Here is a 14322-nt window from a genome sequence, read left to right as displayed (position 1 = left end):
GCAGGAGAGGGAGGATCCGGACCGGATGTCCTTCACCCGCACCTTGCGCGTCGTCCGCCGGCAGACCACCAGCCAGGCGGGACTTTCCCCCCTCCCGGCTCACCCGGGCACTGAAGCAGACCCTGCGTGAAATCACCGAACGCCTCCTGGAACCACGGCGGTTACGGTCCAACCCGCGAGTGATCAAACGCAAAATGTCCAACTGGGCACTCAAACGCACCGAACACAACAACCCACCTCGCCCGGCCACCCCCGCCGTCACCCTCGTCGAACCCACCAAAACATCCCCAACTCCACGAATTAAGCCCTAAAGCACCGGTATTGCGTCTAGGCCGTGTTTTAGGTTCGGCTTCCTGTGCACGCCCTGCATGATGATGATCAAGATGTGGGGCGAGGGGATCTTTCTGATGAGCAGTGGTCGGTGCTGGAGTCGTTGCTGCCTGCGGTGGGCATAAGTCGCAGGTGGCCTAGCTGTCGGCGGCTGATAGACGGTGTGCGGTGGCGGGTTCGGACCGGAGTTCCGTGGCGGGACCTGCCGTTCGAGTACGGACCGTGGCAGACGGTGTATGGACTGTTCCGGAGATGGCAGCGTCGGGGTGTGTGGGCCCGACTGCTGACGTTGTTGCAGGCGAGAGCTGATGCGGCCGGGATGATCTTTTGGGAGGTCAATGTCGACTCCACCATCTGCCGGGCACACCAGCATGCTGCCGGTGCCCGCCGGCACGGTGCTGTGCAGAAGGAACCGCCAGGCGGAGTCAGCACCGAACCTGAAGACCATGGACTGGGCAGGTCGCGAGGCGGGTTCACCACGAAGATTCATCTGGCGTGTGAGCAGGGACAGAAGCCGTTGTCGCTGCTGATCACCGCCGGGCAGCGCGGCGACAGTCCGCAGTTCGAGCCGGTCCTGAACGCGATCGGGGTACCCCGGCCTGGAGTCGGTCGGCCGAGAAGCCGCCCGCTGCGGGTGCGAGGCGATAAGGCGTACTCTTCACGCGCGAATCGCGCCTACCTGCGCAGACGTGGCATCAGGTGCACGATTCCTGAGCCGGCCGATCAGGTCCGCAACCGCAGGCGCCGCGGACGTGGCGGTGGCCGTCCGCCCTTCTTCGACCGCGAGGACTACAAGGCCCGGCACGCGGTCGAATGCGGGATCAGCCGTCTCGAGCAGCACCGGGCCGTGGCGACCCGGTTCGACAAACTTGCGGTTCGGTTCGAGGCGACGGTTCAGGTCGCGGCGATTCATCAGTGGCTGTGAACCCTCAGCCTGCCGTCGTGCGGATGCCCCAGCAGCAAAGGACGGCCCTGCGGTCATTACGGAGGAAGGGAGCATTTCCTGGCATTGGCGCGGCGCGGTGTGTATGGGGTTGCACCTTCCGTAGCGGCATGTGGTCCGGTGGACTTACGTCCCGATGCCTTGAGGAAAGGTCCCTGCTCATGCATTCGTCTTTCATGCCACCCCGCCAAGTCAAGATCGGTGACGCGGCGGCCTTCGTCGGCAGCACGCCACGGGCGATTCGCCATTACCACGAGATCGGCCTGCTCCCCGAGCCTGAGCGGGGCGGCGATGACCGCCGCCGCTACGGGTACGAGGACATGATCCGCCTGCTGTGGATTCGCAAGATGGCCGACGCCGGGATCGCCCTGGACGACATCCGTGACGCCTTTACCACCGGCACGGCTTCCGCCGGTGCGGACAGCGGAGACGGTATCGCGGGCATCCTGGAGCGGTTGGAGGAAACCCTCGCCGAGCAGGAGGCGGAATTGCGGCGGCAACGGACCGCCGTGCAGCGGATGCGCACCGAGGGCAGCCGGATGGGCCTGCTCTCCGACTTCGTCACCGAACGCCTCAAGAGCCTGCCCGAGGGCTCCCTGCGCCAGGCGGACCTGGACAGTCTGCTGGTCACTGAGCGGATCTTCGGCCCGCTCGGCGCGGCCGTCCAGGCCACCCGCTTCGTCGTCCTGGCCACGCATCCCGCTCTGCGGGAGGATTCCGACCGCATCGATGACGCCGAGGAGGCACTCGATGACAGTGTCGCCGTCGATGATCCACGGGTGGCTCAAGTGGCCGTCGAGCGGCACGCCTTCGAAAGCGCCCTGCAGGCCGTCATCGAGGAGTCCGGCCTGGGTAAGGACGACGATGCCCTCTTCGACGCCTGGGACACTTTGCACCCTGCCACCGCCGATGACGGCGAGGGCGAGGCCGACCTCGGCTCTGGCAGACGGGAGGCTGACTCCATGAGCGTGTTCGAAGCCACCGGCAAGATGCCCTACGACTTCTCCCCAGCCCGCCTGCGCTGTATGGAACTGGCGGAAGAACTATCCGCCCAAGACTCACCCGCTACCTAAAACACGGCCTAGCACCGCCGTCCACGACGTTCGGCCCGTCTCCAACGCGGCCACGACCGAGTACGGCCAGCCAGGCACCATCTGATGCTTGCCTTCACCTCGGCCGAATGTGTGGCAAAAGGACCGGTCAGCACAGGTATTGGCGCCCGGCCGCAGCCACGGCGAGACATCCACAACCAGCACGAGCCGGCCGTCCGCCGCCCTCGGCAGCGGCAGCCCGGCCATGGCACGACGCAGTTGTCCGACATCGATCCGGCCCTGGTTGAGCCCGCCGTACAGAGCTCCGTGACCGCGACGGTGCTCGGGCGCGAGGGCGAGATCGACCAGCGTCCGCACCGGCCCGTCCGTGCACAACAGGGCGTCGCACAGCTCGAACAACGCGTCGCCCCGCGCGGTCGTGCACGCATACAACTCCGAGCGGAAGCATGCCACTTCCGCGAACGCATCCCGCAGGACGCCCTGATGCACCAAACTCACGACCGCGGCCTTCGCGCTGATCCACTCTGTGACGGAGCACAGGATCAGACGAAGGCCGCCTTCACGTCCTCTGAACTGCGGAAATGCCGATCAAGTTTGAGCCCCGTTCGACGCCGGACCATAAATGAAAAGCTGAAGGAACCCGTACGGCGTGGCCTTGCCCTCGCGGGTATTGCAGCTGCCACGGAGCGGGCCGACCGCAGGCGCTTGTTACTCGGCCGAGCCGGTAGCCGGGGGGCCCTCCAGAACGAAGAACAGGAAGCTCACTTTGGTCGAGAGGCTGTGGAAGTCGTCGGGGTACAGCTCGCGGGCGGCCGGATCGGGCTGTGGCTCGCTGATGACGGCCAGGCGGAAGCCGGCCGAGGTGAAGGCGTCGGTCATCGCGTGCAGTGGCCTACGCCAGAAGCTCATCCAGGTGGTCTGTCCAACCAGGTCGGTCCATTCGTCGGTGTAGTTGGTGGTCGCGTGATAATCGGGCCGAGGGTCCTGGATGGCGTAGTCCACGAAAGGGTGCTGCACCGATGCGATCAGTCGACCGCCGGGCCTGAGTACTCGCCGCACCTCGGCCAGTGTCGGCCCCCAGTCCTTCAGGTAGTGCAGCACCAGCGAGGCGAGGACATCGTCGAACGCACCGTCGGCGAACGGCAGCGGGTTGCCCAGGTCGGCCACATGCAGGGCCGCGTCGGAACCCAGCCGCCGCCGTGCCAGCTCGACCATCCGGGCGCTGGAGTCGAGGCCGGTGACGAGGGCACCCCGATCGCGTAGCGCAGCGAACAGAGGGCCAGAGCCGCATCCGGCGTCCAGGATCCGGCGGCCGGCCACGTCCCCGGCGAGGGACAGCATCGCGGGCCGCTCGTAGTAGGCGTTCAGGAGGCTGGTCTCGCTCAGGGCCGAGTACGACTCGGCGAAGCTGTCATAGTCGTTCACCTGGGCCGGACGTGCGAACTGGGCATGGTTTTCGGCGGTAGGCATGCTGAGGTCTCCGTCTTGTCATCTCGGAATGTTGAGCTGGTGTCGTCCTGGTGCTCGACTTCGATTCGGTGCGCCCCGGTTCCGGCCTCGTCGTCCAGGAGCTCGCCGGTGAACCCGCCGGCGAGGTCGAGGCGGCTCGCCATCCTCCCGCCTGCGGGTGGGCCCCGTCCTCATCGAGCAGTTGACAACGCTTTGGCAGGCAGCTTCTCTCCGGCATCAGGCCGGAGTGTCGGCTCGTCGTATATGCAAGTGGCCGTCCCTGAGGAAAGGCGGCCGAGCCGGAAGGACCTGGTGAAACCCGTATCTGGCCTTCTCCGCAACCCGGCACGAGGCGAGGTTGTCCACCTGATGGAGCAGGTTGAGACGTTCCAGACCTTCGACCGCGAAGATGTCGAAGGCCCAGCTGGTGAGAGCTTCGAGGGCACGAGGGGCCACCCCCGGCCTCGGGCGTGGACTGCCGTCCAGTAGCCGACTTCTGCGGATTCTTGGCTGGAACTGGTCCGCTTCATGACCACGTTGCCAGCCAGCCGGCCCTCCCCAGTGCCAGAGCGATCTTCATGCACAGCGAAGCTCAGCCGTTTGCCGGTTGCCCAGCCGCGTCTTTGAAGCTCAAGCCACTCCACTGCCTCCTCGATGCTCTCTACAGAAAGCCCCGTCCAACGACGCAGCGTGGGATCGCGATATGCCTCGACCAGGGGCTCGACGTCGCCATCATTCCAAGGGCGCAGGAAGAGCGCAGAGGCAGACGGCGTCGAGTCCACCTGCAAGGTGACTTTCATCAAGGTCCTCCCCGAACGGCAAACAAATTGGTATCTGTGCGCGAGCCTGCTGATGCTGATGGCCAAGTCCCGGCGCAAGAAGCCGGAGCACGTCTGCCACTGCTTCAAGCCGACCCGGGAGGCGACTGCCGAACTCACCAGTCTGCTTGCGCCCGGCAACAACAGCAGGGGAACGTCAGTTCTGGGCCGTGTCCGGGTGAGGCTGTGTGTGCACCTCATGCGCCGTAGCGGCGTTGCCGGGCCGAGTAACTGCGCAGGGCGCGCAGGAAGTCGATCTCCCGGAAGGCCGGCCAGTAGGCCTCGCAGAAGTACAGCTCCGAGTAGGCGCTCTGCCACAGGAGGAAGTTCGACATGCGCTGTTCTCCGCTGGTGCGGATGACGAGGTCTGGGTCAGGTTGTCCAGCCGTGTAGAGGTGGCGGGTGATGTCGTCCGTCGTCAGGCGTGCTGCGAGGTCTTCGAGGGTGGTTCCGGCTGCTGCCTGTTCGTGGAGCAGTTCGCGCATGGCATCGATGACTTCCTGCCTTCCGCCGTAGCCGATGGCGAGGGTCACTTGTGATCCGGTGGTGCAGCCGCGGGTCGTCTCCACCGCTTCCTTGAGAGCGTGGGCCGTGGAGTCAGGCAGGGCGTCGAGGGTTCCCGCGATGCGCACCTGCCAGCGGGCGTCAGGGCGAGTGAGATGAACTGCCACCACCTGCTCGATCACCTGCATGAGAAAGGACACCTCGACGTTGCCGCGGCGCTGCAGGTTCTCCGTGGAGCAGACGAAGACCGTCACGTGCTTGATGCCTGCCGCTTCGCACCAGGACAGCACGTTTTCTACGTGCTCGGCACCGTACCGATGGCCGATGCTCGGGTTGGCCATGCCCATCTGGCGGGCCCACCTGCGGTTTCCGTCCATGATCAGGCCGATGTGCTCGGGCAGCGGGCCCGCTGCGGTCTGCCGGCGCAGCCGACGGGTGTACAGGGCGTAGAAGAGATCGGCGGTGCGCATTGTGAGGCCTTTCGCGTGGTGCCCAGGGCAGAGACGGAAGTTCTTGGCGCGCTGCAGAGGTCGGCTCGTCGTGGTGTCTGGCGTCGTCCGCGGCACCGGCCCGGAGGGGCCAGGCCGGAGCTCGCGCTCACCTGCCGCTGGAGTCCGTCGTTCACCTGTACGGGATACTACGCGGCACGTACTACGTGCCGTGTACCATCATAGGAACGCATTCCGGAGGTCGAACACGGTGGGAGAAGTCATGCGCACCAATGACGCCCAGATGCTTGTGCTGTGCGCACTGACCGATGGTCCGCTGCACGGGTACGCCATCAACGCGGCCATCGAGCAGGTCTCCGGGCATCGTCTGGGGCCCGGGAGCCTCTACGGAGCCTTGGCCCGTCTGGAGGCGAAGCAGCTGGTGAAGCCCTTGGAGGGAAAGGGCCGCCAACGCCCGGTCTGCCTCACGCCCGCTGGGCGGGAACTGCTGGAGCAGGAGGCGCTCTCCATGGCCCGCCTGTCCGGGCGCGTATTCGAGAGCGCTGTTCCTGATGAGATCAGCTACCTCGACCGACTGGCCGCGACGGACACGGCGCGTTCCTACAAGAGCGTCATGCTCCACGCATTGGATGCCAGGCCCGGCCAGACCGTACTCGATCTGGGCTGCGGACCCGGCACAGATCTCAACACCCTCGCCAAGGCGGTCAGCCCGTCCGGCAGAGTGATCGGCATCGACTCCAGTCAGAAGATGGTCGAGCAAGCACAAAGGCGTACGGAAGGTCTGTCCGCGGTCGAGGTACAGCTGGGCGATATCCACACGCTCCCGCTCGAGGACGGCGGCATCGACCGTGCCCGGACCGAGCGAGTGCTTCAGCACGCGGCGGACCCGGCCCGGGTGCTTGCAGAGGCCCGGCGTGTACTGCGTCCGGGCGGCAGACTTGTCATGGGCGAACCCGACTGGGATTCGCTGACCATCGACTACCCCGACATCGAGGTCTCGCGCGCTTACACCCGCCACGTGACGGACAAGGTCGTACGCAACGGGGTCATCGGCCGTCAACTGGCCCGGCTCGCACCAGATGCGGGATTCGCGGTGCTGGCCGTTGTCCCGGTCACGTCGGTCTTTCGTGATGTTCAGGCCGCAGACCAGGTCCTCGGCCTTCAGCGCAACACCGAGCGCGCCGTGTCCGCGGGCTACCTGTCAGCCCTGGCATCGCAGAGGTGGCTCGACCATCTCGCTACGGGGCCCTTCTTCGCCGCAGTGACGCTTCACGTCGTCGTCGCGGAAGCCACCTCGTAGCCGTGGATGCTGGCCGGCCGCCTCTGCTGCGAGTGGTCTGCCAGCCAGGCTCCGGGCAGATCGTCCTCTCAGCGCCCGGCCAGCGTGAACCGGGCAGCTGTCAGGCGTTCCAGAGCGATCAGGGACACCAGGTACGCGAGGAGCTCGTACCTTCCGTGCCCGGCGCGTCCTCGGTGTACGCATCCACACTCATCGAACACTCCCTCCCACCCGTCCAGACGTCCAGCGCATGCCGAGCTCGTCGAGTTCGGCCCGACGTTCCGCACTGAGCCTGTCCGCCCGCCCACGCACGTTGTCCAGCCACGTGCCGAGCCTGACCACCACGCCGCCGTCAGTGCCGTTCTGACGGCCCAACAGTGCGCCCTCCTTCAGGTGCTCATCGTGCTTGCGGGGTACCCGCAGGTGTCCTTCCCGGGGCGTTGCCACGTTGTCGGGGGTATAGGCGTCTGGCGGTGCGTCAGGGCGTGGTCGAGGCGGCTGTCGGCTGTCGGTCAGGCCGTGGCGGGCAGGCCGGCGGCGCCGGTGATCTGGTCCCAGATCGTGAAGCGGACGGTCATCTCGAGGCGGTGGTCGGGTGCGGTGCGGTGGTATCGGCCGGGTCGGAAGTGGGGCGAGATGCCGCTGAAGGCGGCCAGGAATCTTTGGGCGCCACCGACGCTGCGGAAGCCCTTCATCGCGCGCTCGCGCTGCCTGGTGGGCTGGTGCGAGTTCTCCGCCCGGTTGTTCAGTCCTTTGTGGGAGCGGTGCTCGACCGAGGACATCACCTCGCGGTGGGCGGCGCTGTAGGAGCGGAGCTTGTCGGTGACGACCACCCGCGGCACCGTGCCGGTCTCTTTGAGAAGTCTGCGGAAGAAACGCCTGGCCGCGGCCTTGTCGCGGCGGTTCTGGATCAGGATGTCGAGCACGTTGCCGTCGACGTCGACGGCCCGCCACAGGTACTTCAACTCGCCGTTGACCTTGATGAAGACCTCGTCCAGGTGCCATTTATCGCCGGGCCGAGGACGGCGGCGCCGCAGGCCGTTCGCGTAGGCCTGGCCGAACTTCAGGCACCACCGGCGCACCGTCTCGTAGGACACCATGACGCCGCGCTCGAGCATCAGCTCCTCGACCTCGCGGAAGCTGAGCGGGAACCGGAAGTACAGCCAGACGCAGTGGGAGATGATCTCCACCGGGTACCGGTGCCCCCTATACGACGGCAACGCACTCTCCACAGCAGCAAGGCCCTCCCGAGCATGATCAACCAGAAGATCATCCCATGCGGTCAGCCAACGTGACAGCGCCACTCAGGCGGAAACACCCGCGTCAGCACACCCAGAGCGATCCGGTCCGACAACCGCTCACCCGACGAGTCGTCGTCGGTGGCTCGACCTGACCGAGCAGACCGAGGGCGGCCTGCCGGGGCGGGGCTCGTCCGTCAGTCCGTCCAGACGCAGGGTGATGGACCTGGAGTGCCAGCGGTTCACCGTCGCGTGGGCGATGCCGAGTTCGGCCGCGGTCTCCTTATTCGTTCCGCCCTCCGCACACCGCAGCACGATCTTCGCCCGCAGCGCCAGGAACTGCGCGGTCTTCGCCCGCCGCGACCAACGCGTTAACTCCGCACGCTCTGCCTCGCTGAGTGCCATCCGCCGGTCAGCGAACGCGAGCGCCACTTGCGCACCGTCTCCGTGGACACCCTGTAATCCGCTGGCACACGCGTGTTTGACGCGCCTTCCGCGCAGGCCAGAACGATCCGGGCCGCTCCACCACACGAGCTGGGACGTGCCACACAGGGCCGCCGGCCGCCGTACCTCATGTGTGATGAACTATGGCCCGGTTTCGAGATGTTGATCTCGTCTCGGCAAGAAAGTTGGAGGGATCGTGAACCTTGGCGGGGGGACGTGGCAGCGACTGACCGCCGTGGTGCTCGTCATGGCGGTGGCGGCCGGGTGTACGGGGCAGGGCGAAGGGCCGGACGGCGGAAACGACAAAGACCTGCTGCGGAACCACGACTGGACGCAGATGCCAGGCACCACCGCGCGGAACGACATCCTGCGGGTCAGCGCATCGGATCGGCACATCGTGGAGCAGGACTCCTCCGGCGGCCAGCCCAATCCCCCGCTGAACCTGGCCGGCCCGCATCTGAGGTCCGATGGCGACTTCACCGTCACCGCACGCATGTCCGGTGTGGGCGACGATGACGGCGACTCATGGCTGCGGCTGTACGGACGGGTACCGGTCATCTACGACGAGTGGCGGCAGGAGCGGCCCTCACTCCGCGTCGGCGTGACCGCCGACGGACAAGTGAAGGTACAGATATGGGACGGCGAGGGCGACGAGCCAGCCACCTCCAAGGTTTTCGACTGCGGCTGCTCCGGGACGGTGACGCTCGCCGTGTCGAGCATCGGTGACACCTTCCGCGTGAAAGCCGACGGGCGGCTTCTGGGAACCGTGCAGGACCCGGGGGTGTTCGCCGAGGGCACTGTCTGGTTCGGCCTGGAGGCGGACGCGGGCGAAGACGAGCGCCGCGAGGGATGGCGTCTGACGCAGCTGATCGCGCGGGCAGAGAGCGGTGACTCGCTCCGCGTGGTCAACGCGCCGCAGCTACGCCAGGAGCAGTCCGACGACTCGCTGCGTGCGCGGGCCGCAGACGTGGGGCGGCCGTTCGACGTCGGCGCCGCCCTAGCCGAGAACCCGCTGCTCACCGACTCCCGCTACCGGGCGCTCGCGGGGAGCCAGTTCTCCATGCTCACTCCGGAGAACGCGTTCAAGCCACAGTTCCTCCACCCGCGCCGGGGCGTCTACGACTTCCGCGACGCGGACCTACTCGTACGCTTCGCCCGCGCAAACGACATGAAGGTGCATGCGCACACCCTCGTCTGGCACGAGGCTCTGCCCAACTGGATGCGGGAGAACGACGATCCCGAGGAGGTGCGCCGGACCATGCTCCGGCACATCGCCACGGTCGCCGGTCACTTCAAGGGAAAGGTCGCGGAATGGGACGTGGTCAACGAGCCCATGTCCGACGACGAGAGAAGCTACACCAACGGGGATCTTGGTCTGCGCTCCGAGCAGAGCCCGTGGTTCGAGGCCATGGGCGAGGAGTACATCGACGAGGCGTTCAGGGCCGCCCACCGGGCCGATCCGAAGGCACGGCTATTCCTCAACGAGTACGGGGTCGAGGAGGAAGGCGAGCGGTGGGACGCCCTTTACGATCTGGTCAAGCGGCTCAAGGAACGGGGCGTACCGATCGACGGCGTGGGTTTCCAGAACCATGAGTACGCACCCGGCGACCGCATCGACCCGGAGACCTTCCGCAGCCATGTGCGGGATCTGGCGGAGCTCGGGGTCCAGGCGCGGGTGTCGGAGATGGACGTCCCCATAGGCGAGGACGAGGAGGAAGGGCGGGAGACCCAGGCCGACGAGATGGTGGGCAAGCTGCGGGTCTGCCTGGAGGAGCCGAACTGCACATCGTTCTCCACATGGGGATTCACCGACCGGTACGGTTCCACCGCCGACATCAAGATCTATCCTCCGCGCACGGCCGATTCCCTGCCGTGGGACGCGGCCCTGCGGCCGAAGCTGGCGTACGAGCGCCTGCTCGAGGCCTTTGACGAGGCGTGAGGCATCAGGGCTCCCGGACCACTGGGGCCCTACTCACGCTGAAAGCATGGTTAAGGCCCCACCTCGGGGCCAGCAAGTTTCGGCAGCGCTGTGACTGTCGGGGCACATCGAATGTTCACGACGGCGGGCAGCAGTACGGGGGACTTCATGGGGGCAGCGGAGTTCAAGGTGCCCTGCTGCTCGTACAGGGACAAGACAAAAGCGCTGGCTACGGGGGTAGGCCGCCGGTAGTGGCCGCGCCGTCGCCGTGTGACCGTCCTCGCTGCTGCCCATCGTCGTGAACATCGACCCCGCCGCGCTGCGAGCGCCTTCCGTAGCCGTGAACAATCGCTGCCGAGAGTCGGGTTCTGGCGCAGGTTCCGTGCAGCGGTGCGTGATGGCAGCATCATCTGCGTCTCAACGATGGGGCAGTGAACCCGAAGCTATGGTGCGGCGATGAGCAACGACTCTCTCCTCGGCCGCGCCACCCGTCTCGTTCCCCCAGCAGGCGATGACGCGGCTGGGGCTGGTCCATGAAGGGACGTTGCGCAGCCACATGGTGCGCCAGGACGGCACACGTCGTGATTCCCTGTACTACAGCGTCCTCGCGGACGAATGGTCATCTGTGCGCGACAAGCTGGTCACTCGGGTGGCGGCCAGAACCGCTGTCTGACCGTGTAGCGGCCCGTCACCGAGCGAGGAGGACCCGCTTCCGCAGGAGAGCAAAGCCTGCGCGGCCGAACATCTGCCTCTTGAGCATCTTGATCCGGTTGACGTGTCCCTCGACGACGCCCGAGTTCCAGGGCAGGGTGAGGTCCGCGATGACAGCGTCGCGGTCTCGGTCGATGCCGGCGGCCAGGGTGTGGAGGCTAGGCAGGTCGTCCTGTCGGACGGCGTCGAGCCAGTCCGGCAGGCGCTCGCCCTGACGCCCGGTGAGCATGACCGCGAAGGACCGGACATGCCTGGTGAGTGCATCGAGTTCTGGGCAGTGCGTCCGCACATTCTTGAGCTGTAGCTGCTCAGATTCGGTGAGGGTGTCCGGGTGCCGGAGGATCCATCCGGCGCCGACTCGGGATGAGGGCGGCCGTGCGGTCACCGGCCGCGGCGAGGTGCGCTTCTTGCGGAGGTAGGCGCGGACGCGCTGGTAGCTGCCTTTGTAGCCGAGCGGGACGATCTCCTCCCAGAGCTTCCAGGCGTTGGTACACCCCTCGTTCCAGCGGTCGTCGAGGTAGATCTCGTACTCGTCGAGGACGGAAGTCCGGTTCTGCCACTGCCCGTCGAAGAGGTCTTCGGGAGCGTCAGCCCGGGAGAACCGTAGGACCGTGTTCTGGCTCATGCCGAGTTGTCGGGCCACGGACCGCTTGCTGTGCCCAGCGGCCAGCGGTGCGTGAATGGTGGCGTGCTTTGCGCGGGTGCGCTCGGCGAACCGGTGGCCCGTCGGCCACGGGGAACTGGACGGTTTCCTTTCAGAGGCGGGCTCCGGCCTGGGTTCGGGGGCCGCAGGAAGGAGGGATCGGAGGCAGTGGCGGTGCTGGGCGACGGCTCGTTCGGCGGCTTCGCTCAGCTCAGGTTGTGCCAGAGGTGCCACCGGTCTGCGACCTGGACCGCCTGTGGCGCCCTCGGCGAAGAACGGCGCACGGTCCCGGCAGACGACCTCAATGGCGGGGCGTTGAGCGAGCCACGCGGCCAGACTTGATGCTTCCCGGTCGGGGAGCAGGTCGATCCGGCGGTGGGTTTCGACATCGACCAGGACGGTGCTGTAGTGGCGACCCTTGCGGGTGGCGTACTCGCCGACGCCGACCACCCGCGGCACCCGCACCTCCGGCTCGGGCAGAGCGTCGACCAGGCGCAACACCGTGCTCCGGCTGACAGCCACGCCGAGGACGGCAGCCAGCCGGGCACCGGCCCGGCCGGCCAGGGCGAGACCGACTGCGGCCAGGGTGGAACGCAGTCGCTCGGTGCGCTGGCCATGCCTGCGGGTGAGACCGGTTATCTGTTCCGCGAAGGTCCGGCGGGGGCACAAGTTGTTCCCGCATCGGAACCGCCGGACTCGTAACCGGAGTACAACGCGTCGTCCGGCGCTCGGCACGTCAGCGGGGAACCGCAGGTAGGAGCTGTGAATCCGAGTCGACCGGGCCTCGCACGCCGGGCAGGCTGCGTCGTCCGTGGTGCATTGCGCGTCAACACGTACTACCTCGATATTTACGTCTACCGACAGCACCGCGATGTCCGCGATCGACGGGAACAACAGCTCTTTCAACCGGAGTGCAACCTCTTCCACGGCCTGGACTTTCAGCCCAACCGGCGCGGCGACGGCTGATTTTCGGGCGACTTCCGACGCTTCCCGGAGACGCCCGACCATCACACAGAGTGGCCGCTGCACGGAAGTTGTGCCAGAACCTCGAGTCGTGAACAAAGCCAGCTTCAGGTGTGACAGATCGCTTACTGGCTGATGAACGGCTCCCCCGCCCGAAGGATGGGCGCGAGAGTTTCAGACTCTCAGCGCGGATCCTTGCGCATGCACCAGGTGCGGGGGCCGTTGTCAGGGAGCTGGACGTCGGCTGTGACCTTGAATCCGAGTCGCTCGTAGAAAGCCACGTTCCGTTCGCTGGAGGTTTCCAGGAACGCCGGGTATCCGGCGTGTTCGGCCTCTTCGAGGCCGGGAAGCAGCACCGCGCTGCCAAGGCCCTGTCCCTGGGCCTCGGGGGCGGTTCCCACCGTCTCCAGGAACCATCCCGGCTCCTGCGGCCGATAGGGCGCGACGGCCTGCTCAGCAGAAGCAGAGGCAGCCGCCCGATCACCGCTGAGTTCGCCGAGTATCGGGCCGAGCTCGGCGAATGCGGGCGAGGGGTTCTGGCCGGGGATGGCCCAGACAGCCACAGCGCAGCCCCCGTCGGCGACCCACACCCGGCCGTACACCATTCCGATGCGGGTCAGGCACAGCTCCTGGTAACGCCGGATCCGGTCCTCGTGACCGTCCGCGGCGATCACGTGCCGGGTGAAGGGATAGTCGGCGAAGGCCCGGGCAAGGGTGTCGACCGCGGTGGGGACATCGGCGTCGGTGATGGAACGTATGGAAGGGTCATTCTGGTATTGCGGCATGTTCACCAAGCGATCTTGACAGCAGATTTGTTCCCTCGGCAACGCATTCTGTGCAGGGCACTCATGCCCTGCACAGTCCGGAGTCAGCCGACACTCAGCACACCCTTCACGGAAAACGAGCTCGTACGTTCACTGCCGCGCTCGATCTAGCACCGCATCCCAAGCTGGCCGAGGTCCGCCCGCCGCTGCTCGGGGAGTTTCGCGGCGCGTTTGCGGACGTTGTCGAGCCACGTGCCGAGCCCGTCGAGCCGGCCTGCCGCCGCGGCTACCAGCTCAATCCCGAGGGCATCCAGGTCCGCACGCACTCACTCCTGTGAGCCGTTCCATCCTGCGGAAATCTGCGCTTTGCCCCGAGCCGGGCGGTGCGGCCTCTTGTTAGGTCGTATTGCCGATACCGTGCGGTGTCTACGGCGTCAAATAGCGGGCGCCGAAAAATGGAGGCAGCACCCTATGCTGATTGCTCAGCGTCCCGCGTTGACCGAAGAGGTTGTCGATGCGTTCCGCTCGCGGTTCGTGATCGAGCCGCTGGAGCCGGGCTTCGGCTACACCCTCGGCAACTCTCTCCGCCGTACGCTCCTCTCCTCGATCCCCGGCGCCGCTGTCACCAGCATCCGGATCGACGGTGTCCTGCACGAGTTCACCACCGTGCCGGGCGTCAAGGAGGACGTCACCGACCTCATCCTCAACATCAAGCAGCTGGTCGTCTCCTCGGAGCACGACGAGCCGGTCGTGATGTACCTGCGCAAGCAGGGTCCCGGCCTGGTCACCGCTGCCGACATCGCCCCGCCGGCCGGTG

The 14322-nt window shown here is 66.6% G+C and carries 10 protein-coding genes and 4 pseudogenes; 6 read left to right on the top strand and 8 right to left on the bottom strand.

What is annotated here, in order from left to right; translation table 11 throughout:
- Window positions 1-385 precede the first annotated feature (385 nt).
- On the top strand, window positions 386-1255 hold the full coding sequence (locus tag BT364_RS37950) for an IS5 family transposase (protein ID WP_072489687.1): 870 nt from the start codon (window positions 386-388) through the stop codon (window positions 1253-1255).
- 179 nt (window positions 1256-1434) lie between these two features.
- Window positions 1435-2346, top strand: coding sequence for a MerR family transcriptional regulator (locus BT364_RS37945; RefSeq protein WP_072489686.1), 912 nt, complete (start codon window positions 1435-1437; stop codon window positions 2344-2346).
- 9 nt (window positions 2347-2355) lie between these two features.
- Here the strand turns inward: BT364_RS37945 and BT364_RS37940 are convergent.
- The 3 genes and pseudogenes from BT364_RS37940 to BT364_RS37930 form a co-directional block, all read right to left on the bottom strand.
- A pseudogene (locus tag BT364_RS37940) lies at window positions 2356-2823 on the bottom strand (transposase); the annotation flags it as partial.
- A 210-nt stretch (window positions 2824-3033) separates the two neighbouring features.
- The gene (locus BT364_RS37935; RefSeq protein ID WP_072489685.1) at window positions 3034-3795 is read right to left on the bottom strand and encodes a class I SAM-dependent methyltransferase; all 762 of its coding nucleotides are present in this window, start codon (window positions 3793-3795) and stop codon (window positions 3034-3036) included.
- A 170-nt stretch (window positions 3796-3965) separates the two neighbouring features.
- Window positions 3966-4574 carry a GNAT family N-acetyltransferase gene (locus BT364_RS37930; protein WP_371268704.1) on the bottom strand — a complete coding sequence of 203 codons (609 nt, stop codon included), beginning with the start codon at window positions 4572-4574 and terminating at the stop codon, window positions 3966-3968.
- A gap of 40 nt (window positions 4575-4614) precedes the next feature.
- Between BT364_RS37930 and BT364_RS43845 the strand changes: the two are divergent.
- A pseudogene (locus BT364_RS43845) lies at window positions 4615-4743 on the top strand (site-specific integrase); the annotation flags it as partial.
- A gap of 46 nt (window positions 4744-4789) precedes the next feature.
- On the opposite strand, the gene uppS reads toward BT364_RS43845, so the two are convergent.
- Entirely contained in the window at window positions 4790-5566 is a 777-nt protein-coding gene (uppS, locus tag BT364_RS37920) for a polyprenyl diphosphate synthase (protein WP_072489684.1), read from the bottom strand.
- A 241-nt stretch (window positions 5567-5807) separates the two neighbouring features.
- On the opposite strand from uppS, the gene BT364_RS37915 reads away from it, so the two are divergent.
- On the top strand, window positions 5808-6845 hold the full coding sequence (locus BT364_RS37915) for a methyltransferase domain-containing protein (protein WP_072489683.1): 1038 nt from the start codon (window positions 5808-5810) through the stop codon (window positions 6843-6845).
- 491 nt (window positions 6846-7336) lie between these two features.
- Here BT364_RS37915 and BT364_RS37910 read toward each other — a convergent pair whose 3' ends face one another.
- Window positions 7337-8056, bottom strand: a complete 720-nt coding sequence (locus tag BT364_RS37910; RefSeq protein ID WP_072489682.1) for an IS6 family transposase — start codon at window positions 8054-8056, stop codon at window positions 7337-7339.
- Between the two features lie 126 nt (window positions 8057-8182).
- Entirely contained in the window at window positions 8183-8494 is a 312-nt protein-coding gene (locus tag BT364_RS40775; protein WP_072489681.1) for a helix-turn-helix domain-containing protein, read from the bottom strand.
- A 208-nt stretch (window positions 8495-8702) separates the two neighbouring features.
- On the opposite strand from BT364_RS40775, the gene BT364_RS37900 reads away from it, so the two are divergent.
- Window positions 8703-10445, top strand: a complete 1743-nt coding sequence (locus BT364_RS37900) for an endo-1,4-beta-xylanase (RefSeq protein ID WP_072489680.1) — start codon at window positions 8703-8705, stop codon at window positions 10443-10445.
- 667 nt (window positions 10446-11112) lie between these two features.
- Here BT364_RS37900 and BT364_RS37895 read toward each other — a convergent pair.
- Window positions 11113-12705, bottom strand: a pseudogene (locus tag BT364_RS37895) (ISL3 family transposase).
- Between the two features lie 218 nt (window positions 12706-12923).
- Window positions 12924-13526, bottom strand: coding sequence for a GNAT family N-acetyltransferase (locus BT364_RS37890; RefSeq protein ID WP_072489688.1), 603 nt, complete (start codon window positions 13524-13526; stop codon window positions 12924-12926).
- Window positions 13527-13976: 450 nt separating this feature from the next.
- Between BT364_RS37890 and BT364_RS37885 the strand changes: the two are divergent.
- A pseudogene (locus tag BT364_RS37885) lies at window positions 13977-14322 on the top strand (DNA-directed RNA polymerase subunit alpha); the annotation flags it as partial.

Source organism: Streptomyces atratus (genome assembly GCF_900119365.1).
GTDB classification, from domain to species: Bacteria; Actinomycetota; Actinomycetes; order Streptomycetales; family Streptomycetaceae; genus Streptomyces; species Streptomyces atratus_B.
Note: the sequence above shows the minus strand (reverse complement) of the source record. Positions and strands in the feature narration are given on the sequence as shown.

Excerpts from the sequence above, each read along its gene's own strand:
- BT364_RS37945 (WP_072489686.1), top strand. The coding sequence starts at position 1,435 with ATGCATTCGTCTTTCATGCCACCCCGCCAAGTCAAGATCGGTGACGCG.
- BT364_RS37935 (WP_072489685.1), bottom strand. The coding sequence starts at position 3,795 with ATGCCTACCGCCGAAAACCATGCCCAGTTCGCACGTCCGGCCCAGGTG.
- BT364_RS37930 (WP_371268704.1), bottom strand. The coding sequence starts at position 4,574 with ATGAAAGTCACCTTGCAGGTGGACTCGACGCCGTCTGCCTCTGCGCTC.
- uppS (WP_072489684.1), bottom strand. The coding sequence starts at position 5,566 with ATGCGCACCGCCGATCTCTTCTACGCCCTGTACACCCGTCGGCTGCGC.
- BT364_RS37915 (WP_072489683.1), top strand. The coding sequence starts at position 5,808 with ATGCGCACCAATGACGCCCAGATGCTTGTGCTGTGCGCACTGACCGAT.
- BT364_RS37890 (WP_072489688.1), bottom strand. The coding sequence starts at position 13,526 with ATGCCGCAATACCAGAATGACCCTTCCATACGTTCCATCACCGACGCC.